The 26669-nt window shown below is 59.0% G+C and carries 30 protein-coding genes; 18 read left to right on the forward strand and 12 right to left on the reverse strand.

All coding sequences use genetic code 11. From position 1 onward, the window contains the following. Positions 1 to 263: 263 nt before the first annotated feature. The 10 genes from nifT to nifB form a co-directional block, all read right to left on the reverse strand. Entirely contained in the window at positions 264 to 464 is a 201-nt protein-coding gene (gene nifT / locus NW818_RS10120; protein ID WP_011430645.1) for a putative nitrogen fixation protein NifT, read from the reverse strand. Next, entirely contained in the window at positions 461 to 724 is a 264-nt protein-coding gene (locus NW818_RS10125) for a nitrogen fixation protein NifZ (protein WP_011430646.1), read from the reverse strand. The genes nifT and NW818_RS10125 overlap by 4 nt, the downstream gene beginning before the upstream one ends. A gap of 135 nt (positions 725 to 859) precedes the next feature. Next, positions 860 to 2047 carry a homocitrate synthase gene (gene nifV, locus NW818_RS10130; protein ID WP_414424478.1) on the reverse strand — a complete coding sequence of 396 codons (1188 nt, stop codon included), beginning with the start codon at positions 2045 to 2047 and terminating at the stop codon, positions 860 to 862. 253 nt (positions 2048 to 2300) lie between these two features. After that, on the reverse strand, positions 2301 to 3836 hold the full coding sequence (gene nifK, locus NW818_RS10135) for a nitrogenase molybdenum-iron protein subunit beta (protein ID WP_414424479.1): 1536 nt from the start codon (positions 3834 to 3836) through the stop codon (positions 2301 to 2303). A gap of 65 nt (positions 3837 to 3901) precedes the next feature. Then, positions 3902 to 5365, reverse strand: a complete 1464-nt coding sequence (nifD, locus tag NW818_RS10140) for a nitrogenase molybdenum-iron protein alpha chain (protein WP_099813105.1) — start codon at positions 5363 to 5365, stop codon at positions 3902 to 3904. 96 nt (positions 5366 to 5461) lie between these two features. Further along, positions 5462 to 6340 carry a nitrogenase iron protein gene (nifH, locus tag NW818_RS10145; protein ID WP_011430651.1) on the reverse strand — a complete coding sequence of 293 codons (879 nt, stop codon included), beginning with the start codon at positions 6338 to 6340 and terminating at the stop codon, positions 5462 to 5464. 277 nt (positions 6341 to 6617) lie between these two features. Beyond that, complete coding sequence (gene nifU, locus NW818_RS10150) at positions 6618 to 7529, reverse strand: Fe-S cluster assembly protein NifU (RefSeq protein ID WP_414342042.1); 912 nt, start codon at positions 7527 to 7529, stop codon at positions 6618 to 6620. Positions 7530 to 7588: 59 nt separating this feature from the next. After that, entirely contained in the window at positions 7589 to 8788 is a 1200-nt protein-coding gene (gene nifS / locus NW818_RS10155; protein ID WP_414424480.1) for a cysteine desulfurase NifS, read from the reverse strand. A gap of 34 nt (positions 8789 to 8822) precedes the next feature. Further along, positions 8823 to 9116, reverse strand: a complete 294-nt coding sequence (fdxB, locus tag NW818_RS10160) for a ferredoxin III, nif-specific (RefSeq protein WP_011432079.1) — start codon at positions 9114 to 9116, stop codon at positions 8823 to 8825. 25 nt (positions 9117 to 9141) lie between these two features. Then, positions 9142 to 10578 (reverse strand): nitrogenase cofactor biosynthesis protein NifB, encoded by a 1437-nt coding sequence (gene nifB, locus NW818_RS10165; RefSeq protein WP_011432078.1) that lies wholly within the window; start codon positions 10576 to 10578, stop codon positions 9142 to 9144. A gap of 760 nt (positions 10579 to 11338) precedes the next feature. On the opposite strand from nifB, the gene NW818_RS10170 reads away from it, so the two are divergent. The 14 genes from NW818_RS10170 to NW818_RS10235 all read left to right on the forward strand — a co-directional run bounded on the left by NW818_RS10170 (position 11339) and on the right by NW818_RS10235 (position 20339). Then, positions 11339 to 11632: an Asr1405/Asl0597 family protein gene (locus NW818_RS10170; RefSeq protein WP_414424481.1), complete on the forward strand. Its 294-nt coding sequence runs from the start codon at positions 11339 to 11341 to the stop codon at positions 11630 to 11632. A gap of 54 nt (positions 11633 to 11686) precedes the next feature. Continuing rightward, positions 11687 to 12232 (forward strand): ferritin-like domain-containing protein, encoded by a 546-nt coding sequence (locus tag NW818_RS10175; RefSeq protein ID WP_414330307.1) that lies wholly within the window; start codon positions 11687 to 11689, stop codon positions 12230 to 12232. 42 nt (positions 12233 to 12274) lie between these two features. Beyond that, positions 12275 to 12499, forward strand: coding sequence for a DUF2949 domain-containing protein (locus tag NW818_RS10180; protein WP_011430659.1), 225 nt, complete (start codon positions 12275 to 12277; stop codon positions 12497 to 12499). Positions 12500 to 12502: 3 nt separating this feature from the next. Continuing rightward, on the forward strand, positions 12503 to 12862 hold the full coding sequence (locus tag NW818_RS10185) for a Mo-dependent nitrogenase C-terminal domain-containing protein (RefSeq protein ID WP_011430660.1): 360 nt from the start codon (positions 12503 to 12505) through the stop codon (positions 12860 to 12862). Further along, positions 12853 to 14247 carry a nitrogenase iron-molybdenum cofactor biosynthesis protein NifE gene (gene nifE, locus NW818_RS10190; protein ID WP_414330305.1) on the forward strand — a complete coding sequence of 465 codons (1395 nt, stop codon included), beginning with the start codon at positions 12853 to 12855 and terminating at the stop codon, positions 14245 to 14247. The genes NW818_RS10185 and nifE overlap by 10 nt, the downstream gene beginning before the upstream one ends. Continuing rightward, a complete protein-coding gene (gene nifN / locus NW818_RS10195; protein ID WP_414424482.1) occupies positions 14247 to 15584 on the forward strand; it encodes a nitrogenase iron-molybdenum cofactor biosynthesis protein NifN in 1338 nt (445 codons plus the stop codon). Before nifE ends, nifN begins: the two co-directional genes overlap by 1 nt. A gap of 81 nt (positions 15585 to 15665) precedes the next feature. Further along, a complete protein-coding gene (gene nifX / locus NW818_RS10200) occupies positions 15666 to 16085 on the forward strand; it encodes a nitrogen fixation protein NifX (protein ID WP_414330302.1) in 420 nt (139 codons plus the stop codon). 2 nt (positions 16086 to 16087) lie between these two features. Further along, complete coding sequence (locus NW818_RS10205; protein ID WP_414390674.1) at positions 16088 to 16543, forward strand: NifX-associated nitrogen fixation protein; 456 nt, start codon at positions 16088 to 16090, stop codon at positions 16541 to 16543. Between the two features lie 60 nt (positions 16544 to 16603). Beyond that, the gene (locus NW818_RS10210) at positions 16604 to 16867 is read left to right on the forward strand and encodes a CCE_0567 family metalloprotein (protein WP_099813097.1); all 264 of its coding nucleotides are present in this window, start codon (positions 16604 to 16606) and stop codon (positions 16865 to 16867) included. Further along, entirely contained in the window at positions 16864 to 17229 is a 366-nt protein-coding gene (gene nifW, locus NW818_RS10215; protein WP_414424483.1) for a nitrogenase-stabilizing/protective protein NifW, read from the forward strand. The genes NW818_RS10210 and nifW overlap by 4 nt, the downstream gene beginning before the upstream one ends. 42 nt (positions 17230 to 17271) lie before the next feature. After that, on the forward strand, positions 17272 to 17571 hold the full coding sequence (locus NW818_RS10220; protein ID WP_099813376.1) for a 2Fe-2S iron-sulfur cluster-binding protein: 300 nt from the start codon (positions 17272 to 17274) through the stop codon (positions 17569 to 17571). A gap of 145 nt (positions 17572 to 17716) precedes the next feature. Continuing rightward, the gene (locus tag NW818_RS10225; protein ID WP_238376962.1) at positions 17717 to 17986 is read left to right on the forward strand and encodes a ferrous iron transport protein A; all 270 of its coding nucleotides are present in this window, start codon (positions 17717 to 17719) and stop codon (positions 17984 to 17986) included. 99 nt (positions 17987 to 18085) lie between these two features. After that, positions 18086 to 18343, forward strand: coding sequence for a hypothetical protein (locus NW818_RS10230; RefSeq protein WP_011430669.1), 258 nt, complete (start codon positions 18086 to 18088; stop codon positions 18341 to 18343). A 343-nt stretch (positions 18344 to 18686) separates the two neighbouring features. Continuing rightward, complete coding sequence (locus NW818_RS10235) at positions 18687 to 20339, forward strand: helix-turn-helix domain-containing protein (RefSeq protein ID WP_414330299.1); 1653 nt, start codon at positions 18687 to 18689, stop codon at positions 20337 to 20339. Between the two features lie 28 nt (positions 20340 to 20367). Here the strand turns inward: NW818_RS10235 and NW818_RS10240 are convergent, their stop codons facing one another. Then, a complete protein-coding gene (locus NW818_RS10240) occupies positions 20368 to 20577 on the reverse strand; it encodes a TOBE domain-containing protein (RefSeq protein ID WP_011430671.1) in 210 nt (69 codons plus the stop codon). A 258-nt stretch (positions 20578 to 20835) separates the two neighbouring features. On the opposite strand from NW818_RS10240, the gene modA reads away from it, so the two are divergent. Beyond that, complete coding sequence (modA, locus tag NW818_RS10245; protein ID WP_414424484.1) at positions 20836 to 21597, forward strand: molybdate ABC transporter substrate-binding protein; 762 nt, start codon at positions 20836 to 20838, stop codon at positions 21595 to 21597. 37 nt (positions 21598 to 21634) lie between these two features. Beyond that, positions 21635 to 23422, forward strand: coding sequence for a molybdate ABC transporter permease subunit (gene modB / locus NW818_RS10250; protein WP_414424485.1), 1788 nt, complete (start codon positions 21635 to 21637; stop codon positions 23420 to 23422). A gap of 16 nt (positions 23423 to 23438) precedes the next feature. Here the strand turns inward: modB and cobJ are convergent, their stop codons facing one another. Then, a complete protein-coding gene (gene cobJ / locus NW818_RS10255; protein WP_414424486.1) occupies positions 23439 to 25349 on the reverse strand; it encodes a precorrin-3B C(17)-methyltransferase in 1911 nt (636 codons plus the stop codon). Positions 25350 to 25425: 76 nt separating this feature from the next. On the opposite strand from cobJ, the gene NW818_RS10260 reads away from it, so the two are divergent. Both NW818_RS10260 and NW818_RS10265 read left to right on the forward strand, forming a co-directional pair. Next, entirely contained in the window at positions 25426 to 26106 is a 681-nt protein-coding gene (locus tag NW818_RS10260; protein ID WP_011432060.1) for a hypothetical protein, read from the forward strand. A 59-nt stretch (positions 26107 to 26165) separates the two neighbouring features. After that, complete coding sequence (locus tag NW818_RS10265; protein WP_414424487.1) at positions 26166 to 26630, forward strand: FKBP-type peptidyl-prolyl cis-trans isomerase; 465 nt, start codon at positions 26166 to 26168, stop codon at positions 26628 to 26630. The last annotated feature ends 39 nt before the right edge of the window (positions 26631 to 26669 follow it).

Below are 26669 nucleotides of genomic sequence, written 5' to 3' on the forward strand. Positions count from 1 at the left end.
TACAGATACCCCCACATGGTGTATGATGGGAGTAGTTGTACAAAACGGCGTTGCCGGAATCTGGTACAACTACGCGGTAGGGCATTCCGTGTCTGCGCGTGGAGGGTTCTTGCGAAGGCTCCCCGATGAAGCGCGAAGCCCACGCTGTACCTGTAGGGTCAGCGATGGGAGTATGTCACAGCTGAGTTCAACCCATTCTCTCAGCCCTTTCGAGGATGAGCCGATAGGAATAGAATTGCTTGAATTGTTCAGCCAACCGTTGGCTAGAGGCGTTTGGCCTCTACCGTCTTGGGCAGAGACAAAGGCTCCGGCAGCTCCGGGATGGACAATTCCCAACCGTTGCTCAAGGTGAAAATGGTTTCCCCGGCCTCTGAACGGGTGGCCACAACCGATTCTTCCAGATCTTTTTTGGGAACGTAGACCATCAAGTGCCCGTAGGCACTTTCGTGCAGGATGACTTTCATAGCCCTTTCTCCACAAGTTCCAGCTCTTGGGCACGGCACCCCACCACCAAGCCTTTGGCCAAGCAGTGGACGGCATAGACGTAAAACCGTTGTAGAAAGGTGCCAATGGAAATCACGTAACCTTCGTCGCCCGGAACGGCCAAGATTTTCCCCACCGGCTGGCCGAAGAAGGTGCCATCGTTGCGGATGACCTTACGGATGCGAACTTTGTCGCCCAGCTCAAATTGGGGAGGGCGATCCAGCTCCAGTTCGTCGCTCATGGGGTACCTCCTGTGATTTCTGCCAGCACCTGACAAAGCTCTTGGCGGGTTAGGCTGCGGCCTACTTGGCGCGCCCGTCGAGACACGGCTGCCAAAATGGCCTGAGATTTGGAAGTTTCCTTTCCGGACAAGCGGTTAGACAACATCGGGATGGCTCTCCTCTGGGATGGGTTCTGGAGTGTGTTGCGCCCATTGCGTCAGCGTTGCGCGGCAATAACGGGCCAGTTCCGCCGGTGGGATCGGATGCTTGCAGTGGGTGACGTGCTGCCGCACCTGTTCCAGGAGCTTTTCCAGTTGGCCAGGTGGGATCTGCTCGACAGGGATCCCCTGTTCCTTGAGGATTTGCAGCAGCAAATGCCGGCCGGAGTGTTTGCCCAACACCAGCCGCCGCTGGCCGCCCACGGCTTCTGGTGGGAAAGGCTCATAGGTCTGGGGATCCCGTAGCACCCCTGCAGCGTGAATGCCCGACTCGTGGGCAAAGGCGTTGTCGCCAACGATGGCCTTCCAGGGGGGGAGGGGAGCACCGCTGGCCCGCGCCACCTGTTGAGACAGCTCCCGCAGACGGCGGGTATCCACCCCAACATCGATCCCCAAGGTGTAGCGCAAAGCCATCACCACCTCTTCCAAGGGGGCATTGCCGGCCCGTTCCCCCAAGCCGTTGACGGTGGTGTTCACCGACTGAGCGCCGGCGCGGATCCCGGCCAAGGCATTGGCAGTGGCCATGCCCAGGTCGTCGTGGGTGTGCATCTCCACAGGGATATCGATGGCCTGCACCAGACGGCGAATCTGCTTGTAGGTGCTAAAGGGATCCAAAATGCCCACCGTATCGCAGTAGCGGAAGCGCCGACAGCCCCAGCTCTGGGCCATTTGGGCCAACTCGATCACCTGCTCCAGGGGGGTGCGGCTGGCATCTTCTGCCCCCACCGAGACCCACAGCCCTTGCTCCAAGGCCATCTCCACGCATTGGCGCAACTGTCGCAGCAGCCGAGGGCGATCCCCTTGGAACTTGGCAGCGATTTGCCGATCCGAGACCGGCACGGAGATGTGGATCCGCTTGAGGCCGCAACGAATAGAGGCGAGGATATCGCTGGGCACAGCCCGGTTCCACCCCAGCAGCTGAGCCCGCAGCCCCAGGCTGAGCATGGCGCGAATGGCTTCCGTTTCCACGGCGCCCATGGCCGGGATCCCCACCTCAATTTCGGGTACGCCAATGGCATCCAAGAGGGCGGCAATGGAGATTTTCTCGGGGATTTGGAAGGCTACCCCTGCCGCTTGCTCCCCATCGCGTAGGGTGGTGTCGTTGATGGTGATAGAGGAATTCATGGGATCCATCCTCCAAGACCTACGGCCCGCCTAGGCAATCGGTAACCGTCGATGGTGCTCCGCACCGCTAGCGGGACCCCGGTTGCGTCAGGGCAATCATGTCCAGGGTAGAAAGCTCAACCAAGTTGCCGCAGAATTCATCAGATTCCTGTAAGGCTTGGCTGTTCCTCTTAGCGGGGTGGAGTCTTTGGAGCAGGGGATCCTTGACAAAGTCCGACAAAGTCCGGCCTTTGGGATCCCGCTGCTCTGGCCATCAACGAATTAAGTCGAAGGAAAAATCGGTTTTGCTGGGAATGATGCTGCGCCGATCGGCCTCATCCAGAATGGTGTTGACAATCCAGTTAAGGAGGTTGAGCGCCCCCACATAGCCATAGGTGGGGTAGCGGTGCAGGTGGTGGCGGTCGAAGATGGGGTAGCCGATGCGCACCAAAGGTGTGCCCGTATCCCGCCACAGGTATTTGCCGTAGGAATTGCCGATCAGCAGATCCACCGGCTCGGTGAACATCAGAGAGCGCAGATGCCAGAGATCCTTGCCCCCCCAGACGGTTGCCCCCTGTCCATAGGGACTGGAGGCCAGCAGTGCCCGCGCCTCGGCTTCGAACTCCTCGTTGCTGTTGGTCACCACCACATGGATCGGCTCCGCTCCCAGCTCCAGCAACAGGCTGAGCAAGCCCATCACCAGATCCGGATCCCCATACAGGGCTACCCGCTTGCCGTGGATCCACGCTTGGGAGTCCGTGAAAGCATCCACCGCCCGGCCCCGTTCGATCTCCAGCTCGGGGGGAATGGGCTTGCCGGTTAGCTGAGATAGCTGCATCAAAAACTCATCCGTGCCCCGAATACCCACTGGCCGCGCCGTCAGGGTGGGCCGACCCGAGGCCTCTGCTAGAAACTCCAGGGTCTTGGGCGTGGTGTAGCGCTGGAAGGAAAAAGTAGCCTCGGCGTTGAGGCATTGGGCAGCCGCCTCCAAAGGGGTTCCTCCGGGATACATGTGGAAAGTGCCGTCGTTGGGCGAATCCAAATAGTCGGAGTTGTCCGCCAGCAGGGTCAGCGGGATCCCGAATAAGCCGAAGATGCGCTTGATCTCCCGCAAGTTGCCCATGTAGGTATCGAAACCGGGGATGACGTTGATGTAGCCATTGCTACCCGTGCGGCCCACCGGCTCGGTGAGGGTGCTGAGAATGCTCTTGAGCATGTTGTCGTAGCCGGTGATGTGGGATCCCACAAAGCTTGGCGTGTGGGCATAGGGCACCGGGAAGTCGCGGGAAATCACTCCCTCATTTCTGGCCGTGGTGATGAAGGCCCCCAGGTCATCCCCGATCACCTCTGCCATGCAGGTGGTGCACACGGCGATCATCTTGGGTTTGTAGAGGGTGTAAGCGTTTTCCAGTCCCTCGATCAGGTTTTTGAGGCCGCCAAACACCGCCGCATCTTCCGTCATCGAGGTGGAGACCGCCGAAAAGGGCTCCTTAAAGTGGCGGGTGAGATGGGTGCGAAAATAGGCCACGCACCCCTGGGATCCATGGACGAAGGGCAAAGTTCCCTCGAAGCCGACAGCGGCGAAGATGGCCCCCAAGGGTTGGCAGGCTTTGGCGGGGTTTACCGTCAGGGCCTCCCGTTGAAAGTTCTTCTCCCGGTATTCCCAAGATTTTGTCCATTCGGCCACCCGGGCCACTTCTTCTGGGGAAGGGAGATCTTCAAAGGTTTGCTTGCACTGCAGAAGCGCCTGATATTCCGGATCTTGAAACAGGCGGGCGTGATCTTTGATGTCTTGGATATCTTGCGGCATGGTCGGTCTCCTAATGAGGGGCAGGGGAAGGAAGGGCCGTTCGCGTTTGGGATCCCGGCGGCAAGCTAGGATTTCCAGGGGGCTTTGACCAGATCCCAGGTGGGGCTATTCAAAGCCAAATCCATATCGCGAGCGAACACGGCAAAGCCGTCGTAGCCGTGGTAGGGGCCGGAGTAGTCCCAAGAGTGCATCTGGCGGAAGGGCAAAGCCATCTTTTGAAAGACGTACTTCTCCTTGATGCCGGAGGCGATGAGATCTGGCTTCAACCTCTTGGCAAATTCTTCAAACTCGTAGCCGGACACGTCATCGTAGATGAGGGTGCCATCGTCGATGTACTGGGTGGTGCGCTTGTAGTCGTCGCCGTGGCCGAATTCGTAGCCGGTGGCAATCACCTCCATGCCCAGCTCCCGGAAGGCCGGGATGACGTGGCGGGGCCGCAGTCCGCCCACCATCAGCATCACCCGTTTGCCCTCGAGGCGGGGACGGTACTTGGCAATGATGGCCTCGCTCTGGGGCTTGTACTTGGCGATCACCTGCTCCGCCTTGGCCTGGATGGTCTCGTCAAACCGCTGGGCGATGGCCCGCAGGGATTTGGCAATTTGGGTGGGGCCAAAGAAGTTGAACTCCAGCCAGGGGATCCCGTAGGCTTCCTCCATGTGGCGGCAGATGTAGTTCATGGAGCGGTAGCAGTGGATGAGATTCAGCTTCACCCGAGGGGCAAGCAGCATCTCGTTCCAGGTGCCATCGCCGGAAAACTGGGTCACTACCCGCAGGCCCATCTCCTCCAGCAAAATCCGGGAAGACCAAGCGTCGCCGCCGATGTTGTAGTCCCCAATCAGGGCCACATCATAAGGGCCGGGCTCAAAGTTGAGGGATCCCTCCTTGGCTTTCTTGTCAGCAATGGGCAAAACCCAGTCCCGCACCGTATCGTTGGCGATGTGGTGGCCCAGGGACTGGGAGACCCCCCGAAAGCCTTCGCAGCGCACCGGTACCACCGGCTTGCCAATTTCTTTGGAAACTCTCTTGGCCACTGCCTCGATGTCATCCCCGATCAAGCCGACGGGGCATTCGGACTGGATGGTAATGCCTTTGGCCAAGGGGAAGAGTTCGCTGGCTTCCACCAAGAGTTTGGCCAGTTTTTTGTCCCCCCCGAACACCACATCTCGCTCCTGAAAATCGGAGGTGAACTGCATGGTAACGAAGGTATCTACCCCGGTTGTGCCGACGTAGTAATTGCGCCTTCCCGACCAGGAGTAGTAGCCGCAGCCCACGGGGCCATGGCTGAGGTGGATCATGTCTTTGACCGGCCCCCACACCACCCCCTTGGAACCGGCATAGGCACAGCCGCGAGTGGTCATGACGCCGGGGATCGACTTGATGTTGGACTTTACTCCGCAATCCGTTTTGCCCTTGTCGTAGACGTTGAGGTGTTTGGCTCGCTTTTGCTTGGCCTTTTCCGGATAGGTTTCCAGAACTTCTGCAATAACTTTTCGGTTTTCCTCTTTGAGGGCGCTTTTTGGAGTAGTCATGGGAAGAGCCTCATCTACTGGATTTTTTTGAGAAAGAAACTAGGGGGAACCGAGGGCCGAGGGAGGAAGGGATCCACCCCCAGCCCATCTTTAAGTTCACACTGGGGCCAACTCTTTTTCGGTTTTGCCGATGAGGTGGGCGATTTTCTGGTCGTCGTCCAAAACGCCGAACTCTATCAACAACTGTTCCAGCTCATCCATAGAGATGGGGGTGGGGATCCTCAGATCCGTGTTGTTGATGATCTTTTTGGCCAAGGCCCGATACTCGTCAGCTTGGTTGCAGTCGGGGGAGTACTCGATCACCGTCATGCGGCGCAATTCTGCGTGCTGAACCACATTGTCGCGGGGGATGAAGTGCAGCATCTTGGTGTTCAGCTTTTCGGCCAGAGCTTCGATCAGCTCGATCTCGCGATCCACTTTGCGGCTGTTGCAGATCAAGCCACCCAAGCGCACGCCGCCGGAGTAGGCGTATTTCAGCACGCCGCGGGCGATGTTGTTGGCCGCATACATGGCCATCATTTCGCCGGAGCAAACAATGTAGATCTCTTGGGCCTTGCCCTCCCGAATGGGCATGGCAAAACCGCCGCAGACCACGTCCCCCAGCACGTCGTAGCAGACAAAGTCCAGATCCTCGTAGGCTCCGTTTTCTTCCAAGAAATTGATGGCGGTGATGATGCCTCGTCCAGCACAGCCAACGCCAGGCTCGGGGCCACCAGACTCCACACAGCGCACCCCTCTGTAGCCGGTGAGCACCACCTCTTCCAGCTCCACGTCTTCTACGGATCCCCGCTCAGCCGCCAGGTGAAGGACGGTGGTCTGGGCTTTGCAGTGCAACATGAGGCGGGTGGAATCGGCTTTCGGGTCGCAGCCGACGATCATGATCCGCTGTCCCAATTCGGCCATACCGGCAACGGTATTCTGACAGGTGGTGGATTTGCCGATACCGCCTTTGCCGTAGAATGCAATTTGTCTCATGGTTCAGTTCTCCTAATGAAGACTTGAGGAAAAACTTGAGGGCGACTTAAGGGTTAGAAATCTCTTGCCAATGGGCGCAACTGGTCGCATTAGCGAGACGGGATCCTTACTGCAAAGGATTTCAGCTCGCGGGAAGGCAGCCTTGGATCCCTTGGAATCCAAAAGCAAACCGGTTGAACGGTGGGGCCCTCCCGAATTGATGCAGGAGATGGGGGAAGCGACGGGGAGTAACAGTGGGGCAGATCATAGGGCTCTCAGGCTTATCGAGAATGGGGAACTAGAGGGCATGCACGGTTAAGGTGGGCCACACCTGTTCTTGCAGGCGGGTTTCGATGAGCAACCGCAGGGTGTTTTGCTGGCTGGGGCAGGTGGTGCAGGATCCCTTGAGGCGCACCCACACCTGATCCCCTTCCAGGTCGTAAAGCTCCACATCGCCGCCATCGGCCAACAGCAGCGGGCGAACTTCCTCCTCCAGGACGGCCTGAATGCGGGCGATCTTTTGCAAGGTGGTGAGGGGAGAGGGAGCAGCGGGAGAGGGCTCTGTCTGGTTTTGGGAGTTCCCTTTTGAATTTCTTGAATCTTCTGAAGGGATCGTGTCGGTCTCGGCCAGAACAGCGGCAATCAGGTCTTCAATCTGGGCCAGGCAGGAACCACAGCCACCACCCGCTTTGCTGTAGGCTGTTACTTCCTCAGCGGAGGTGAGGTGGTTTTCCCGGATCAGGCGGCGGATCTTTTGCTCGCTGACGCCAAAGCAGGAGCAGACCAAAGCGCTGTCATCATCCGTGTGGTCAGGCAGAGGAAGGCCGCGATAGCTGTAGATGGCTGCCTCCAGAGCCTCTTGCCCCATCACCGAGCAGTGCATCTTGGCGGGGGGCAGGCCGCCTAGGTAGTCAGCGATTTGGCGGTTGTCGATCCGCAGGGCTTCATCCAGAGTGAGGCCGGTGATTAGCTCCGTCAGGGCCGAGGAAGAGGCGATGGCGCTGGTGCAGCCGAAGGTTTGGAAGCTGGCAGCCAAGATGCGCTCGCTGGCCTCGTCCACCTTTAAGTAGAGCCGCAGGGCATCGCCACAGGTGATGCTGCCCACTTCTCCCACCACCACCCGAACACCAGGCTCGGAGCTGGGATCCATTGCCCCTTGGTTTTTGGGGTGGTAGAAGAGTTCCAAAACTTTTTCGCTGTAGTCCCACATGGCTGGATCCTGAGTTGAGGATGCTAACGGTCGAGCGAAGATGAGTTTGAGCCGGGCGGTCAGCGGTGAGCCAGTTCCCGCTCCTGCTGTTGCAGCCAGTCTTCCGCCTCGTGGCTGAAGGGGGAGATGGCCCGCAAATGCTCGATGATCCCCGGCAAAACCTCCAGCACCCGCTCCACCTCTGCCGGCTGGGTAAAGCGGGAGAGGCTGAAGCGGATTGAGCCGTGCAAAACGGTGTAGGGCAGGCGCATGGCCCGCAGCACATGGGAGGGCTCCAGGGATCCGGAAGTGCAGGCGGAGCCGGAGGAGGCGCAGATGCCGTATTTGTTCAGCCAGAAGAGGATCGCCTCCCCTTCCACGAACTTGAAGCCCAGGTTGGTGGTGTTGGGCAGCCGCCGGGTGGGGTGGCCGTTAACCTGGATATCCGGGATCCGCTGCAGCAAGCCCTGCTCCAGGCGATCCCGCAGCAGCCGCTCATGGGGATCCCCCAGGTGGGCTTGGGCCAGCTCAGCCGCTTTGCCCAGGGCGATGATGCCCGGCACATTTTCCGTCCCGGCGCGGCGGCCTCGCTCCTGATGCCCTCCCAGCAGCAACGGACGGAAGCGCAAGCCCCGCCGCACATAGAGAGCGCCGATCCCCTTGGGGGCATGCAGCTTGTGCCCGGAAAGGGTGAGGAGATCCACCGGCAGGCGCTGCAGATCGAGAGGGATCTTGCCCACCGCCTGTACTGCGTCCACATGGACAACAGCCCCATAGCTGCGAGCCAGGGATCCCACCGCCTCGATGGGGAAAAGCACGCCCGTCTCGTTGTTGGCGGCCATGCAACTCACCAGGGCAGTATCGCCGGTCAGGGCTGCTTCCAACTCCAGCAAGTCCAGGCAGCCTTGCTCATCCACCGAGAGGTAGGTGACGCGGTAGCCTTGTTTTTCCAGGTGCTTGCAGACGTTGAGCACCGAGGCGTGCTCTACCTGCGTGGTGATGAGGTGGCGCTTCTGGGGTTGGGCTGCCAAGGCTGCATAAATGGCCGTGGTGTTGCCTTCGGTGCCGCCACTGGTGAAGACGATCTCCGTCGGGTCGGCTCCCAGAAGGGCTGCCACCTGTTCGCGGGCTTGGTTGAGGGCACGCCCCACCTGGCCGCCAAAACTGTGCATCGAGGAGGGGTTGCCGTAGAAGGTCTGCAAATAGGGCAGCATCGCCTCCAGAACCAGGGGATCCACAGCGGTGGTGGCGTTGTTGTCCAGGTAGATCACAGGGTTCATACAGGCTCCGGTACAAGATAGGGGTTGGGCAAAGTTAAACGGCTTGCGGAGCGTGAGAATGGCACTGCTTTGGGCAAATGCGGGCGCAAGCCTGACAGCCGATGCAGAGGGCGGCATTGAGGATGGTCATCACTTTGCGCTCACTTTCTTCTTCCTCTTCGTTGTCGACAAACTCGCCGTCTTCGTTGAGGGCTCTGAGGGCGAACACACCCCGGCCACAGACCTTGAGGCAACGGCTACAGCCGAGGCAGCGGCTGATATCCAAGCTTTCGATAAACTGTGGGATCCAGGGCAGTCCGCCTTTGGTGAGAGCAGTTACAGTAGCCATGGCCGCGTCTCCAAAAGATGAGGTCTCAAGATCGGGAAGATTTGCTGTCCAGGGCCTGGTTGACCAACCAGGTGCGGTAAAACTTGAGGGCCACCGTTTCAATGAGGTCGTAGTCTTCCACCACTTCGATGCCGGCCTCGCGAATACGCTTCATGGGGCAATCGCCGATCTTGGAGACCAGCACGGCTCGGCAATCCCTGATGAGATCCAGGATTTGCTCTAGGTTGTTGTCCTCCCCGGATCCCCCGTGGCAGTACTGCGGGATCTTGCGGTGGCCGACAAACTGCGCCCCACGGGCGTTGACCTCGTAGATCAAAAACTCCCGTGCATGGCCGAAGTGGCGATTAACCAGGCCGCCGCCTTTGCTGGCTACGGCCACCAGGATGGAGGGGCTGTCGGGAGGCAGGTCGGCTGTCCAGTGGGTTGGGGCTGCCTGCTGCTGAGCTTGCAGTTGGGCAATGCTTGCCTGGACCTGGCGGCGTTTTTCGGGGTCGTACTCGGGGGTCATCTGCATAAAGCGCTCCTTGGTGAACTCTTGGCTGCGGTCTTCCCCCAGAAGGCCCACCGCGTCCGCCCGACACTGGCGACAGTGGCGCATCATCCGCATGTTGCCGGAGCACCGATCTTGCAGGGCTTTCAACTCCTGAGGGGTGGGGCCCCGCTGGCCGATAAGGCCGAAGTAGGTGCCGTGTTCAGGCGCCGAGATCAGGGGCATGATGTTGTGCAAGAAAGCCCCTTTCTCCTGGATCACCCGGTTCACTTCCAAGAGGTGGGTGTCGTTGATGCCGGGAATGAGAACGGAGTTGACTTTGCAGAGGATGTCTGCCTCCCGCAGCAGATCCAAGCTTTCCATCTGCCGTTCGTGCAGGATGCGGGCTGCCTCCACCCCTCGAATGCGCTTGCGCCGCCAGCGGATCCAGGGGTAGATCTTGGCTCCGATCTCTGGATCCACCATGTTGATGGTCAGGGTGACGTGGTCGATGTTCAGCCGTTTGATCTCGTCGATGTAGTCCGGCAACATCAGGCCGTTGGTGGAAAGGCAGAGCTTGAGATCCGGGGCTTTCTCGGCGATGCGGGCAAAGGTTTCGAAGGTTTGCTTGGGGTTGGCCAAGGGATCCCCAGGCCCAGCAATGCCCACCACCGTCAGTTGCGGGATCTTGCCGGCAATCACCAGCACTTTGTGGGCGGCTTCCGCCGGGGTAAGCAGCTCGCTGACCACACCGGGCCGGCTCTCGTTGGCACAGTCGAACTTGCGGTTGCAGTAGTTGCACTGGATGTTGCAGGCGGGGGCTACCGCCACGTGCATGCGGGCGTAGTGATGGTGAGCTGCTTCGCTGTAGCAGGGATGGGTGGCGATGCGTTGCTGCAGATGAGGGGGGAGAGCCTGGCGGGGGCTGCTGCTGCAAGCGCAGGCCGATGGGAAGGGGGATCCCTGGCGGGGCGGAGTTGAAAGGGGCGGCATAGTGGGGTCAACCAGGGGATAGAACGTTACTGGCGGTTATATCAACCGCCCTCTGCCCGCTCCGTTGCACTCAGCCCGGTAGAACTGATCGAGTTTATTGGCTTTGTACTCAAGACCTGCAAAGCCTGATGGCAGGCCAAATCCAACTTTTTTTAGGGGTCAAGGGTCTGGTTTTTCAAGGCCGGGGATGCCGTATTTTGACCCAAAGGGGCGGGGGATCCGGCTGTGGGGAGGATCCCCGGAATCCCTGATTCGACAAGGGCTTGGGGCAATGCTTAAGAAATACTAAAAATCTGCTCAGATGCACTCAAGCGCCGCAGCCTCGGCTGCGTTTTGCATCAATTGCTACGATTTAATATCGTATCAGCCCAAAGGTGTATTGAAAATAGCCGTTTGAGTTTGAGGAAAGATCCCCCTGGGGCAAAGTCCTCGCCAAGGCAGTAGGGACTATTGCGCCGATGGGCTGTCGGATTTTCTTGTTCTGGCAAGGGGGATGTACTCGCTCAAATACCCATACCCTTCCCCGAAAATACTGGATCCCTGCGGGCAAAAGACTCAACCCCCTGCCCTCAGAAAAACTTTTTTTGCCCTCTGGGCCAAGCTTCCAGGGTTTGAGTACATCGGCAATAACTCAATCAATCCTGATCGCCCGCTGCCAAGCCTGAGCCACCGCAGCCGCTTGCTATAAGCGGGGGAACAGAAACCCAACGGTTCTGCCCCTCTGTTGAGACTCGCCCCCTGCTTCCCAACCGGTGAGCTTATGTTCCCCCTTGTTTCTCCCCCACCGAAAACGGCTGAAGTGCTGCAGGTGCCCCGTTGCGATCGCTGGCGGATTCTCTACCGTCTGCAAGAGCTGGATTTGACCTGTGGCTGTACCTCGACCGGCCAACTGTGGGTGGTGATTCACACCCCCACCGAAGCTCTCCTCGTCCACAGTGTGCTCCGCCTTTTCGCCCTTGACCGCTCTGGCTGGCTGAGTTGGTTGGATCGCTGCTGGTCTCTCCAGACCTGGGATCCCCCTGAGAGATCTGCAGGAGGGGATGACCACCCCTGAACCTCCGCCGTTTGCCTCCTTGCTTCTCCTGTTCACCTCGTTTTGGTAGCGCCAATGAGCACTCCATCCCCCTCGACTCACTCCTTCCAACAAGTCCGAGACAACCCCGTTCATCTGGGACGTGAGATCACGGTTCCCATCTGCGAGGGCCTCAACCTAGTTTGGGCCAGTCTTCAGGGGCTGTATTTGCAGTATCTGAAGCACCATCTGGTTGTCGAAGGAGCAGAGTTCTACTCAATTCATCAATTTTTCAACGAAAGTCTACAGGAAGTTCAGAACCACGCCCATGAGGTGGGGGAGCGCCTGAACGGCCTGGGTGGGATCCCGGCCTCCAGCTTTGCCAAGCTGGCGGAGCTGTGCTGCTTCAGCCCAGAAGGGGACGATGCGTTGGCTGTGCGGCCCATGCTGGAAGCGGATTTGCGGGCCGAGCAAAGCCTAATCGATCTGCTGCGTCGCCAGGCGGCTCTGGCGGAAAGTGTTGGGGATCGCGCCACCCGTCACCTCTACGAGCAGATTTTGCTGCGGACGGAAGAACGGGCCTTTCACCTGGCCCACTTTCTGGCTGCCGACAGCTTGGTTTTGGGCTTGTCCCCATCCTAGCTTGCCCATCTACGCCCACCCCTCGTTTTGGGAGACTCTGCCATGCTTACCCCCGATCGGGCGCCGCTGCTGCAGTTTTTGCAAGTTGAGCTTGGGATCCCGGAATCCGCCCTCACCTTCGCCCTGAAACGGCATGGGTGTGAACAGGGCCCTTTGCCCATGATTCTTTGGCATTACGGGCTGATTTCCTTGGAGCAACTGGAGCAGATTTTTGAATGGTGTGCTCCCCCTCCTCTTGTTACCAATTCTACCCATTCGGAGGTTTAAGCCATGACTTATCCCTACCCTTCTCTTCCCTTTCCCAGAGTCGGCAACCCTTTGGGATGGCTCGGCCTGGTTTTGAACTCAATTTTCAGATCCGCCCTGAAGTGGCCGCGCCGCTGGCTCAACAGCATTGAAATTCGGGGATCCCGGCAGGCGCGTTGGATTTGCCGTTTGATCCCGGCTTCCTGCCCCTTTGAGCGGGATATTCGGCTGGGATCCCGCACCGTCCACATTCCGGCCCTCTGTCGCATCAACCCCCTCTACGAGGAGATCATCGCCCTGCGGCTACGGGCGGCGGCTTATCTGGCCGAAGCTGCGGCTCAACCCCAGCCCCCCTCTTCTCAGGAGATCCCATCATGCCCTTGATCAGCCGGACTAAAGTGGCGGAGCTGCTCAACGAGACCGCCTGCGAGCACAACCACAAGAAAGACGGCAAAGGCAAAAACAAAGTCTGTGCCGAGCAAGCCAAGCCAGGAGGAGCGCAGGGAGGCTGTGCCTTTGACGGGGCTTCGATTGCCCTGGTGCCGATCGCCGATGCCGCCCATCTAGTACATGGGCCAATCGCCTGCAGCGGCAACTCTTGGGGGACGCGGGGCAGCCTCTCTTCTGGCCCCCAGCTTTATCGGGTGGGCTTCACCACCGATCTGAGCGAGAACGAGATCATCTTCGGGGGGGAGGAAAAGCTGTTCCAGGCCATCCTTGACTTGCAGGCCAAATACCAGCCTGCCGCCATTTTTGTCTATCTCACTTGTGTAACTGCCCTCATTGGCGACGATGTGGAGGCCGTGTGTCAGCGGGCCAGCCGCCAGCTTGGGATCCCGGTCATTCCGGTGAATGCGCCCGGCTTTGTGGGCAGCAAAAACCTAGGCAACCGTCTGGCCGGAGAAGCCCTGCTGGACTATGTTATCGGCACCGCCTCCCCGGAGTACACCACTCCCCGCGACATTAACCTCATCGGCGAGTACAACATTGCCGGCGAGCTGTGGGATGTCTTGCCTCTGTTTGACGAGCTGGGGATCCGCATCTTGGCCAAGATCACCGGCGATGGCCGCTACCGCGAGATCTGTACCGCCCACCGGGCCAAGCTGAACGTCCTCATCTGCGCCAAAGCCCTGCTCAATGTGGGCCGCAAGATGCAGGAGCGCTACGGGATCCCCTACATCGAGGCTTCCTTTTACGGGCTGCAGGAGATGAGCCACTGCCTAAGGGCCATTGCCCAAGGGCTGAAGGATCCGCAACTGCAGGAGCGTACCGAGGCCCTCATCGAGCGAGAAACTCGCGCCGCTGAGGCGGCTTTGGCCCCCTACCGGCAGCGGCTGGCGGGCAAACGAGTTGTCCTTTATACCGGCGGCGTGAAAAGTTGGTCGATCATCTCTGCTGCCCGAGATCTGGGGATGCAGGTAACGGCCACCAGCACCCGCAAAAGCACCGAAGAAGACAAAGCCCGCATCCGCGAGCTGCTCGGCCAGGATGGCATTCTCTTGGACAAGGGCAGCCCTCAAGAGCTGCTCAAGGTGGTGGAGCGCACGAAAGCGGACTTGCTCATCGCCGGCGGACGCAACCAGTACACCGCCCTCAAGGCCCGCATCCCCTTTCTGGACATCAACCAGGAGCGGCACCATGCCTATGCCGGCTATCGCGGCCTGGTGAACTTGGCGCGGGAGATCGATGCCGCCCTCCACAGCCCCATCTGGGAGCAGTTGCGACGGCCTGCCCCCTGGGAGACTCCAGCCGAAGAGGAGGTGGGATGATGGCCCAGCTCATCCAAGAACGCAAGCCTCTCAGCGTCAACCCCCTCAAACTCAGCGCTCCGCTGGGAGCGGCCCTGGCCTTTCTGGGGATCAAGGGCTGTCTGCCGCTCTTCCACGGTTCCCAAGGCTGTACGGCCTTTGCCAAAGCGCTGCTGGTACGCCATTTCCGCGAGGCCATTCCCATGTCCACCACTGCCATGTCCGAAGTGGACACCATCTTGGGGGGGGAGGAGAATGTCGAAGCTGCCATCCTCACCTTGGTGGAGAAGGCCCAGCCGGAGCTGATTGGTCTTCTGACCACCGGCCTCACGGAAACCCGCGGGGACGATATGCCGCGCATCCTGCGGGAGCTGCGCCGACGCCAGCCGCAATTGCAGGATCTGCCCATCGTCTTGGCCTCCACGCCTGACTTTAAGGGATCCCTGCAGGACGGCTATGCCATCGCTGTCCACAGCTTGGTCAGCACCTTGCCAGAGCCGCCGTCGGGATACGTCCACCCTGCTCAGGTAACGGTGCTGTGCGGGCCTGCCCTCACCCCCGCCGATGCCCAGGAGATCAAGGAAATGGTGGAAGCTTTTGGCCTGGAGCCAATCTTGGTGCCGGATCTCTCAGGCTCCCTAGATGGCCACTTGGGCACTGGCTTTAGGGCAACCCCGGACGGCGGCACCAGCCTCGAGCAACTGCGGCAGCTGGGGCGATCCGGCCTCACCTTGGCCATTGGGGAGAGCATGCGCCCTGCCGCTCAGATCCTGGCCCAGCGTTTCGGCACCCCCTATCGGGCTTTTCCCCACCTGACCGGTCTCAAGGCTGTGGATCCCTTTTTGGCAACCTTGGCCGACTACAGCCAACAGCCGGTGCCCCTGCGCTACCGCCGCCAGCGCAGCCAAGTCCAGGATGCCCTCCTGGATTGCCACTTTTTCTTCGGCAACCAGCGGATTGCCTTGGCCCTAGAAGCCGATCTGCTCTGGGGGTGGGTGGACTGGCTGCTGGACATGGGCTGTCAGATCCAGGCGGCCATCAGTCCCACACCGGATCCCCACTTGAGCACCCTTCCCATTGAGGCGGTGCGGGTGGGGGATCTGGGGGATCTGGAGGAGCTAGCACCCGGGGCTGACCTGCTGGTGGGCAACTCCCACGTGGCGCGCCTGGGCAAGCGGCTGGGGATCCCAGTGCATCGAATGGGGATCCCTATCTTCGACCGGCTGGGGGCCAACCACATCTGTCAGGTGGGCTATCGCGGCACCCTATCCCAACTGTTTGCTGTCGGCAACCTGCTGATGGAGCAGGAGGAAGCCCGTCACCCCAGCCCACCCCAGGTTTCTGGGCATGGATTCTAAGGGATCCAGAGCTTCGAAGGGCAGCCCAAGTGCCCCTAGCTCCCCCAAACCCTCAAGTTCACGTTTCTAAGGAGAACGCCTATGCAAGTGGCCTTTACAACCCGCGACGGCAAGCACGTCAATGCCCACTTTGGCTGGGCCAACCAGATCGACCTCTACGAAGTCACCCCCGAAGGCTACCGATTTTGTAAGACCCTCACCTTTGGGGGCAACTTGGAGGCAGATGGCAACGAGGACAAGCTGGTGCCCAAGCTGCAGGCTTTGGCCGATGTCACCCTCATCTACGTGGCTGCCATTGGCAGCAGTGCCGCCGCCCGCCTGATCAACCGCCGCATCACCCCCATCAAAGTGCAGTCGGAAGAAGAATCCATCGAGAGCTTGTTGCAGCGCCTGGTAACCACCCTGCACAATCCTCCCCCCTGGCTGCGCAAAGTGCTCTTGGCCGAGCGCGTCAGCAAAGCCGAAGCCCCAAATCCCTCTACTTCCCCTGCGGAGGTTTAGCCATGACGGTTACCCCTCTTTCCCCCTCGACCAGCCCCATCCTGCAGGAGATCGTTCGCCAGATGCGGGCGGCGGATCCCTACGGCACCTACCGCACCTGGAGGGATGAGTTGCTGCTCAAGCCCTTTGTCGTCACCAAAGCCCAGAAGCGCCAAATATCCCTGGAAGGGGAGGTGGATCCGGCAGTGCGGAGCCGCATCCTCATCTACTACCGCGCCATTGCCGCCCTGATTGAAAAGGAAACGGGCCTCCTAGCTCAGGTGGTGCTGGATCTCAACAGCGAAGGCTTTGGTTGGGTGCTGGTCTTCTCAGGGCGGTTGTTGTTGGTGGTCAACACCCTGCGAGACGCCCATCGCTTCGGTTTCGAGTCTCTCGAACAGCTCACTGAAAAAGCTACTGCCCTTATCGACAAAGGGATCCAACTGGCCCGAACCTACCCCGAGGTGGGCCGGCTGTAGCCGCCTGCCTCCCCTTTTGTCTGTGCAGCAATTTCTTTAGCCATCAGGAGTGCCTTGCCCATGTTGAATGAGAGGGATGTTGAAAATGTTGTGAACGACCTGGCTTTCGAGCCCTTCGAACACCTCTCTGCCGACCAGCTCCGCAGCGAGATCAAGCGCCTAAACAGCAAAGCAGGCCAACTGAAAATGGATCTGCACGATCTGGCCGAGGGGCTACCCGACGGGTTCGAGCGACTCCCCGACTTGGCAGCCCGCACCTATGCCCTGTTTGCCCGGCTGCACACCCTCAGACAACGCTTGAAAACCCTGGAGACCTGCCGATGAGTTGGAACCGCAACCGCCGTTGGAAAGACTTCCAAGCCCTAGTCAATGCCGAGGATTATTTCGCTTTTTTCGAGCTCCCCTACGATCCGCGGGTGGTCAATGTAAATCGCTTGCATATCCTACGCAAATTCGCTCAGTATCTGGCTCCTCTGGAGCACTTCCAGGGCAGCGAAGAAGAATGGCTGGAGCAAGCCCGGCAAGCGCTGGAAAAAGCGTATCAAACCTTTCTCACTTCTACCCCGCAGCAGGAGAAGCTCTTCCGAGTCTTTCAAGACTACGGTTGTCCAGATGCTGTCGGCGGCTGTGCCGGCTGCAGCTCTTTGGGAGAGCGGGGCGAATGCAGCCCTGGGATCCCTGCCTAAGATCTCTTGTTTACCCCTCGTCAGCTCTCTGGAGACTCCATCATGGCTACCTACACAGTTCACTTGGTTAACCCAAAACGACGGCTCGACACCTATATCTCAGTAGATGAAGATTCGACCATCCTAGAAGCGGCTGAGGATCAAGATGTGGATTTGCCCTCTTCCTGCCGCTCCGGTAGTTGTTCCTCTTGCGTGGCCAAAGTGGTAGAGGGAGAAGTCGATCAATCGGAGCAAACCTTTCTGGATGAGGAACAAATAGCCAAGGGATTTGTGCTGCTCTGCGTGGCTAAACCTCGCTCCAATTGTACGATTCGCACTCACCAGGAAGCTTACTTGGTTTGATAGACCGCCGCTCTCCAGCTGCTTGCCGCTAGGCTTAAGCAGCCTTTTTTCTATTTTTTTCTAGTTTTCTAGAATTAGGGATCCCTATATGTTGGCACCGCCCACCGTCCCTAAGATCTCAATAACCATATCTCCTCTCCAACTCATGAAGGTTGGAGAAGAAGGTCGCATCTACCAACTGCGCGGATCCGAAGCTGCTTGCGCCCAATTGCAGCAAATGGGTCTCACTCCAGGTACCTATCTCCAGGTTATCCAACGTCACCCTGAGTGGATCCTACTCCTACCCAGTGGCCAACTTTCCCTTCCTGCTCATTTAGCTAAACCCATCTGGGTTTACATGGATCCCCGTTGCGCCTTGATGTCTACCCAAGAACCGAATAAGAAAACAATCTTAAATTTGCCAAGAGCCTTCTAAAATGTAGTCTATTTACCCAATTTTTAACCTGTAATGAGGGACACTCAAAGTAAGGGAAGCTCATCTCTTCATAACCTATCTTGATTTGGGAGCAAAGCCATGAACACCTGTTTGTTGCACCTGGGCTCCATCCTTAAAGCTGCTGAAGAGCTTAGCCTTGTGGAAAAGCCTTTCCCCAAGTTGCAACACATCCAACTCTGCACAGGGCTCAGCCCAGAGGAAATCGTGCGGGCGCTGGAGCTAGAACCCAATCCCTTGGGTTGGCATCTGGAGCCAAGCCACAACCTGGCCGATGAATCGGCGTATTGGGTGGGCGGACGACCTTGTGTCGGCTTGGTTATTGAGCGTTTTGCCTGACACTTGCTGCAGTTCGGATCCCTAAAAGGCTCTCAAGGGGGGAGGAGTAGCCTGCAAAGCCATCTCAAAAGTTCACTGCAAACATTAGAAGTTAAGAGAAAACAAAGCTTTCCAGAAGGTTCACCCTAGACCAAATCTCCCTGGCCTGCCGGGGATCTTTTGAGGTATCGTTCAATCCAGTTCACGAATTGAGCTTAGGAAACAGACCTTAAACTAAGGTCTCTCGCCGGGCTGCCACGGCTTTGCGAGGAAGGTCTCCATGGCCGGGTTTAGGGTTTTGCAGATGCGATAGCAGGTGTGAACGAGGGAGAGCTACAGGGAAACGTTATGGAGTTTGAGGGCTATGGCTTATCAAATCTCAGGGGATTGTATCGGTTGCAACGCTTGTGTAGATAGCTGTCCTACGAAAGCTATTGTTGTTCAGGATGGGGAATACTGGATTAATCCTCTGTTGTGCAATGACTGCGAAGGTTTCTTCCCAGAACCTCAGTGCGTTAGCCTGTGTCCCGGTTCTGCCCCGCAGCCTTATGAAGCCATGAAGGGGCGCAACCGCACGGTCACGGCCCGCATTCGCAGCAGTCCACCTCTATTTTTGAACGGCCATAGCCAGGCTTTTGCTTCGTCAATTGTGGTCTGGGAAGCTTGCAATTTCCTATCTCAATTTCAATCTCTCAATCTGCAAAAGCAGGGAGATAACCAGGTTTGCTATCAGAAATCTGTTGGCCACAACCAGGGATCTCTGACCCTAACTCTATGTTTGGACGGGATCCTACAAAGTGCTCCGATCGATGTGCGAACTGCCTGTTTGCATCTTATTTTTGCTGCCTATGCCGCCGGGTTGGATAGCCCCTGGAAGGAATCCTTTGTTTTCACCGACTCACAATTGGAGTCCTATTTGGGCTGGGATAAACGTAAAGATCTGAGCAAGATGACCCGTCTCCACCTGTTCATGACCTGGATAGAGCAGCTCTGTCGGATTCAAGTCTCCATCGATTGGCCGGATCAGGGGCGGGTGAAGGGGTTTTCGGTACCGGCTGGCCCTCTGTGGAGGCTGCTCAAGATGCATCGCCACTTTCAAAAAGATGAGCAGGGCTGCAACCATCTGGTGGGCCTGACTTGGGCGATTCAGCCCGGCGAATGGACACGGTACTTTCTCAATCGACAAGGGTGCCGCCAGGGGCAAGCCTTTTATCAGTACAGCAGCCTGCCCCTATCCCTGTTGCAGGCCGTGATGAGCCATTGGCAGCATCATGAAGGAGCCATGCGCTTGCTGCTGTGGCTGTTGTTCAAAGTGAGGATGGGGCGGCAACAGCGTCTGACGGTGCCCACCCTGATGCGAGTGGCCTACGGGGAAGAGCGACTGCAGGAAGCTTATCTCAATCTTCAGGAACGCAAGCGGCTGGTGCGCACCTTTGAAAGCGATCTGGAGGTTCTCAACCACTACGGCCTCAAGCCGGAGTTCGATCCCCTCACCTATCCTTCTTCCATTCAACCCCTGTGGGCTCGCCTGGAAGCTGTGCCCGAGGATGCGGACGAGGCATTGAACTTTTGGATTGAAGATGCCAACAACGGTGGCTTGCTGACGGCTGCCGGGCCGCGGGGCAAGTGGGGACTCTTGATGCAGGCTCGCATTCAACGATTTCATCTGCCCTCCGACTGGCATCGTCGAGTAGTTCAAGAAGCCAGATCCCCGACCCGAGAATCGGGATCCCGGCAGCGGCGTAGGGCAAAGTCTGCGCCTGTTGCAACAGACTCGGATCTCCCTGGCCCTCCCGAAAACCCAAAAGACTTCCCCTCAAGCAAAGCTTTGCGTGGAGCGGATATCTCGGCGGCACGCCGGCAAAAGGGAATCAGCCAGCGGGAATTGGCCCAGAGGCTGGGGCGCAGCCAGAGCTGGGTGCGGGATGTAGAGAATGGGCGGCTTCAGATCAGCCTAAACGATCGCCAGCGCCTTATCAAAGCCCTGTATTTGGATCCCAGGCAACAGCAAGTCTAGGCCAGTCACTCAATTTGCTAATCCACCACTAATCCACGGCGATGACCACATCTGAGGCTTTAATGGCAGCATACGCTTCTTTTCCAACTGCTATACCCAACCGTTCGGCAGAGTGCTTAGAAATAATGGCTGTTATTTCTATGCCTGGTGCAACTTCCAGAACAATTTCGGCATTGACCATGCCCACCTGGAAGCTTTTTACAGTTCCTTTAAAAAAGTTGCGAGTGCTGATTTGCATGACTTCTCCTTTGTTGAACACTTAAAGCAACAGGGGTGTTGACCAAACTGAACAAGAAGGGATCTCGGCAGATGGCCATTCAACATTGGTTTCAATACTATCAGATGCTTATCGTTGCCTCTGGGGAGGAATGGCTGCCGATAGTCTAGGTGTGTATCTACAGATACAAATTACAACCCAATTCCGACAGTCAAAAGCACCGAACCATTGGCGGATTTTCCTGTTCTGAGAGTTGTCACGGGTCAAAGAAAAATGGCTATGAAACGAAGAACTGCAATGTTATTCCTAGGGATCCTGGCCGCCCTGGCTTTGAGGTGGGGGTCGGCTCCCGGCTTGGCACAATCTCAGCCCATTTTGGTGGGGGCTGCGGTGAGCTTGCAACCGGCTTTAACGGAAATCGACCGGTTGTTCACCGCCCGCTATCCCGACATCAAGGTTGAGTACAACTTCGCCAATTCCGGCTCTCTCCAGCAACAGGTGGAGCAGGGGGCTCCTTTGGACGTGGTATTTTTCGCAGCCGCCTCTTTTATGGACGCCCTTGCCCAGCAAAACCTGCTGGTGGAGGGATCCCGGCGAGATCTTCTCAGCAATCGCATGGCTTTAATTGTGCCTGCCAATGCCAGAACCAAGGTTCAGGATTTTGCCGACTTGGTGGCGGAAGAGATCCGGGTTCTGTCCATTGGGGATCTGCAGGCCATGCCCGCCGGACGCTATGCCCAGGAAATTCTCACCGAGGCGGGGGTGTTTGAGACGCTGCGGCCCAAGATGGTGTTTGCCAGCACGGTGCGGGAAATCTTAACGGCGGTAGAACAGGGCAATGCTGACGCTGGGATCCTGTTTACCTCGGATGCTCAGCTTTCAAATCGGGTGCGAGTAGTGGCTACGGCGGATCCCATTACGCCAATTATCTACCCGGTGGCCTTGGTGCGCGATACTCCCGCCGGACGGTCTTACTTGGAGTTTTTGACCTCAGGGGAAGCGGCAGAGGTGTTTGTGAAGTACGGCTTTATCCGCCTGTGAGGGATCCCTCTGCAATGGCGCGGATGAGTTACTCCAAATGAGCGACTACGACCTATCCCCGCTTTGGATCTCCCTACGGATTGCCGGCTTGGCCACAGCTATCACCTTTGGGGTGGGGACGCTGGCGGCTTACGGGATGTTGCACTACCGAGGTCGCTGGCGCTCTCTCATCGAGGCCCTCTTGTTGGCGCCGCTGGTGTTGCCGCCCACCATGGTGGGGTTCCTATTGTTGCTGCTATTTGGTCGGCGAACCCTTCTGGGACAACTTTTGGCCTCGCTGAACCTATCGGTCATCTTCACCTGGTATGCCGGGGTGATCACGGCAGCGGTGGTGGCCCTGCCCCTGATGTACCGCACGGCCCTGGGAGCTTTCCAGCAGATCGACCCGACGCTGGTGGCGGCAGCCCGCACCCTGGGAGCAAGTAGGGCCAAGATTTTTACGCGGGTGCTGATCCCTTTGGCCTTACCAGGGATCCTGGCGGGGATTACCCTCAGTTTTGCCCGCGCTCTGGGGGAGTTCGGCGCCACCTTGATGCTGGCAGGCAACATCCCGGGCCGCACGCAAACCCTGTCCATGGCCATCTTCTTTGCCGTTCAGGCGGGGGACATGCGGGGGGCGGCCATCAGCTCGGCCTTGGTCTTGATGTTGTCCTTGGGGGTGATGACGGCAGTTAACCTTTGGTTTCAGCGACGGCCCTGGCAGCGACCTCCCTCTCGTCCTCTACAGGTTCTCACCAGAAGGGATCCGGATTTCTCAACTCCGGCCCCTCGCCTCTGGGTAGACATCTACAAGAAGCTGCCCCAATTTGAGCTGCAGGCGCAACTGAGCTGCGACGGGCGGCCATTAGGACTGCTGGGGGCCTCTGGATCCGGCAAAAGCCTGCTTTTGCGCTGCATTGCCGGGATCGAAACCCCGGATGGTGGGCGCATTTTGCTCAACGAGCGGGCGTTGTTTGACGCCGAACAGGGGATCCGGCTGCCCCCCGCTCAGCGACGGGTAGGGGTGATCTTCCAGAACTACGCTCTGTTTCCCCATCTCACCGTCGCCCAGAACATCGCTTTTGGGATCCCTGCGGGCTTGAGCGAAGCGGAAAAACAAGAGCGGATCCAGGCCCAGCTGCGGTTGGTCAAGCTGAAGGGCTGGGAAAACCGCTATCCCACGGAGCTCTCCGGAGGACAGCAGCAGCGGGTGGCCCTGGCGCGAGCCTTGGCTTCTGAGCCGGAGATCTTGCTGCTGGATGAGCCTTTTTCTGCTTTGGATGCCCACCTGCGCAGCCAACTGGAGCAGGAGATGGGGGAAATCCTAGCGGGCTACAAGGGAGTCACGCTTTTGGTAACCCACAACATTGAGGAAGCCTTCCGCCTCTGCGGGGATCTGGCTGTAATGGAGCAGGGGCGAATCATTGCCCAGGGGGACAAGCGTCAGCTATTTGAGGCTCCCCCCTGCCTTAGTGTGGCGCAACTGACGGGCTGCAAAAACATCTCTCGGGCCAAGCTCCTGGGCCCTCAACGGGTGCTGGCCTTGGATTGGGGCTGTGAGCTGCAGGTACAGGGATCCCCAGCGGGAGAATACATCGCCATCCGCGCCCACCACCTCACCTTCAGGCCCGACGGGAAGCTGCCCAACACGTTTCCGGCTTGGCTGGTGAAGTGGAGCGAGACCCCCCACCGACTGACTCTCTTCTTTAGGCTGGGCGGTCCTCCTGCCCACCGCCAGGACTATCACCTGCAAGCTGAGGTGTGGCGGGAGCGCTGGCGCGAGGTGGAGACTTGGGGATCCCCCTGGTGGCTACAGTTGGATCCCCGGCATCTGAGGGTGTTTTGAGTCTGGAGCCCAGGAGTCAGGTGGGCTCGCCCAAGCGGTAGCCCCGCGGGGTAATCAGCCGGTCTCCATGGCGAAAGGTCTGAGAGTTGCCGATAAGAACCAGGGTGAGCATGTCCACCTGCTCTGGATCCAGCTCCCCCAGGGTGGTGAGGTGGAGGGTTTCGCCGGGGCGGTAGAGGTTGCGGGCCAAAGCCACAGGGGTATGGGCGGGCCGGGCCTGCAAAAAGATCTGCAGAGCCTTGAGGAAGGGATCCACCCGCTGCCGGGAGCGGGGGTTGTAAAGGGCCACCACAAAATCGGCAGCTGCAGCCGCCTGCAGGCGTTTTGCAATCACTGGCCAGGGGGTAAGCAGATCCGAGAGAGAAATGGCGCAGAAGTCGTGCATCAGCGGAGCCCCCAGCCGGGCAGCAGCCGCCTGGAAGGCAGAGATCCCCGGCAGCACCTCCAGAGAAGGGCGGATCCCATCCCAGCCAGAGCGGACCAAGCACTCCAACACTAGCCCCGCCATGCCGTAAATGCCCGCATCCCCCGAAGAAATCACCGCCACCTTCAGCCCCTGCTGCGCCCAAGCAATCGCCCGTTCGGCTCGCTGCAGCTCTTGGGTAATGGGAGAGGCCTCCCGGATTTGGCCGGGGTGCAAAAGGGGATCCACCAGATCCAGATAAAGCTGGTAGCCAATCACCACCTCAGCTTGGGCTAAAGCCAGGCGGGCGGCCAAGGTCAATTGAGCGGGATCGCCGGGGCCGGTGCCAATAAGCCACAGATGGCCACTGCGAGGGGAATATTCCCGGGCAGCGCGGGCAATGGCCAGGGTACAGGCCCCTTCGGTTTTCGAGGTGAAGACCTGCTTGGGGCAGAGGAGGGTTGCTCCCCCAAAGGGCTCTACCTTCTCCGCAACGCAAGAGGGCCTCTCAAAAGCTCGGTCACCTCTTCCCCAGATCTGAGCCGCCAAAAGAGCAGCCGCCTCGGCTACGGAGGGGGTGCCCACCGCCTGCCGCACCGCCTCCGAAGGGTGGGGCACCGGGATCCCGGCCAAAGCCTCTGCCGGGAAAAACTCAATGGGCCAGCCGTGGGCCTGAGCCAGCTCCAAAAGACCCGGCTCGTCTCGCTTGAGCTCTAGGGTGGCCAGGCCGGCAATGGCCTCGAACGCCAGCCCCTGGGCCTGCAGCAGGCGGCGCAGAGATCCCTCTAGCCAAACGCGGGTAGTGCCCCGCTCGCAGCCCACCCCCACCCAGAGCACCCGCGGATGCCAGTGCACTGTCGGGATCCCCGTGGGAGGGGAGAGGTATTCCCCAATCCAGATCTGGGCAACGGGATGGGGAGGAGAGGAGGCCACTAGGGGATGATCTGCCGGCCAAGCTTGTCGCCAAAGCCGCGTGCCGCAGGTCTGGTGAACGGCCACCGGCTCTCCCCGCGTCAAGGCGGCTGCCACCCCGTTCCAATCTCCAGCGCCCCGCCGCCAGCCGTAGGGATCCCCCAGCAAATCCAAAGGCGGGATCCCCAGCCCCTCGGAAGCAGAGGTGAGAACCGGCTGGGCTCCCAAGGTAGCGGCCACCTGCCGCGCCAGGGCATCGGCCCCCCCCACATGTCCCCCGCACAGGCTAATAGCCCAGCGACCGGCTTCGTCCACCACCACCACCGCTGGATCCCGCTGCTTGTCCTGCAAGAGGGGGGCAATGAGCCGCACCACCGACCCTGCGGCCAAGATGAAGAGACAGCCCTGCACCTGGGGCCAGGTTTGGGCAACGGCTTCTGCTAGAGAGCCTGGCGCTGTGGGATCCTTGGGATCCCCGTAAGCCTGCCAGGGGGAGGGCAGCCCCTGCGGGTCAGCTTTGCTCCAGCAGCTCACCTCCTTGCCCAAGAGCGGGATCAGAGAGTTGGCCAACCGGCGGGCGCGCGGGCTGGGGGCAAACAGAGCAAGCTTCATCGAGCGTGGGCCAAGGCCAGGATTCTCCCCGGATCCTATACTGGACATAGAGCCACCCGCGAAGGGACAAGTGCCGATGGTCATCCCACCTGGACTGATGCTGCCCCTAATCCCCCTGGAGGTTTTGCTCTCCACGAAGGGGCTGATGTTTTTGCTGCTATCGGCCTATGGGGGGGCCATGTGGACATTCTTAAGCGGCGCTCCCCGCGTCCACACCATCATCGTGCCGGACTTGGAGCAGGCCAGAGGGTTTTACGAGAAGGTGTTGAAACTGCCGGAAGCGGAGCTGCCCCTGCAGTACTACTACGGCTACGAGCAAAGCATGGTCGGCTACAGCCTAGGATCCGCTTACTTTCCAGGGGATATTGGCCTCAGTCCCCGCTTCGATGCCAAAGCCCGTCCCACCTCTGGGCCCACCCAATTGGATACCCCCGGACTTTGGTACCAACTCTCCGACAATGTTCAATTGCACGTGATCCCTGGCTCTACAGATCCCTATGCGGGGTCCGGTTCCTACGGCAACGCCTCTAGGCCTAGCTCCTCATCTGCTTCTGCTTACGGGACTGTACCGGCAGCGGGCCGCAGCAGCGGCGTTCGCTATCGCCATGTCAGCTATGAGCGGGAGTCCCTTAAGGCCCTTCTGAAGCGAATCAACAAACAAGGGATCCGCAACAGCATTCGCTCCGAGAAGCCCTTCGTCTTTTGGGTGCGGGATCACCAGGGTCAGATTATCGAATTTGCCGAACTGAAAGGCTGACGGGATCCCCTAAGATTGTTAAAGGAAAGCCAAAAGTCGGCGGCGGGGGGATGCCAACGATGAAACGGGTGCTGCTGCTGGTGCTGTGTTTGCTGTGGCTCGGGGTGTGGGGCGGCCAGCCGGCCGTGGCTCTGTCGCGGGCCAAAGACAATCCGGTGGTGAGCGTGCAATCCCCAGCCAAGGACTTCATCACCACCGAGTCGGGATTGCAATACTACGACATCACTCAAGGCAGTGGGCCTTCCCCTCAGCCGGGGCAAACGGTGGTGGTGAACTACGTGGGCAAACTACAGGATGGCACCATCTTCGATAGCTCCTACAGGCGCAATCAGCCTTTTGTCTTCACCTACGGAGTAGGGCAGGTGATCCGTGGCTGGGAGGAAGGGCTGGCCACCATGCGAGTGGGGGGCAAGCGGTACTTGCGCATTCCGCCGGAGTTGGCCTATGGCAGCCGCGGGGCAGGCGGGGTGATCCCCCCCAACGCCACCTTGGATTTTGAAGTGGAGCTCCTGGCCATCCAGTAGATTCAGATCTTGCAGAGCATGACTCTAGTCAATAATAAG

The organism is Synechococcus sp. R6-5, assembly GCF_047461775.1.
Taxonomy (GTDB): domain Bacteria; phylum Cyanobacteriota; class Cyanobacteriia; order Thermostichales; family Thermostichaceae; genus Thermostichus.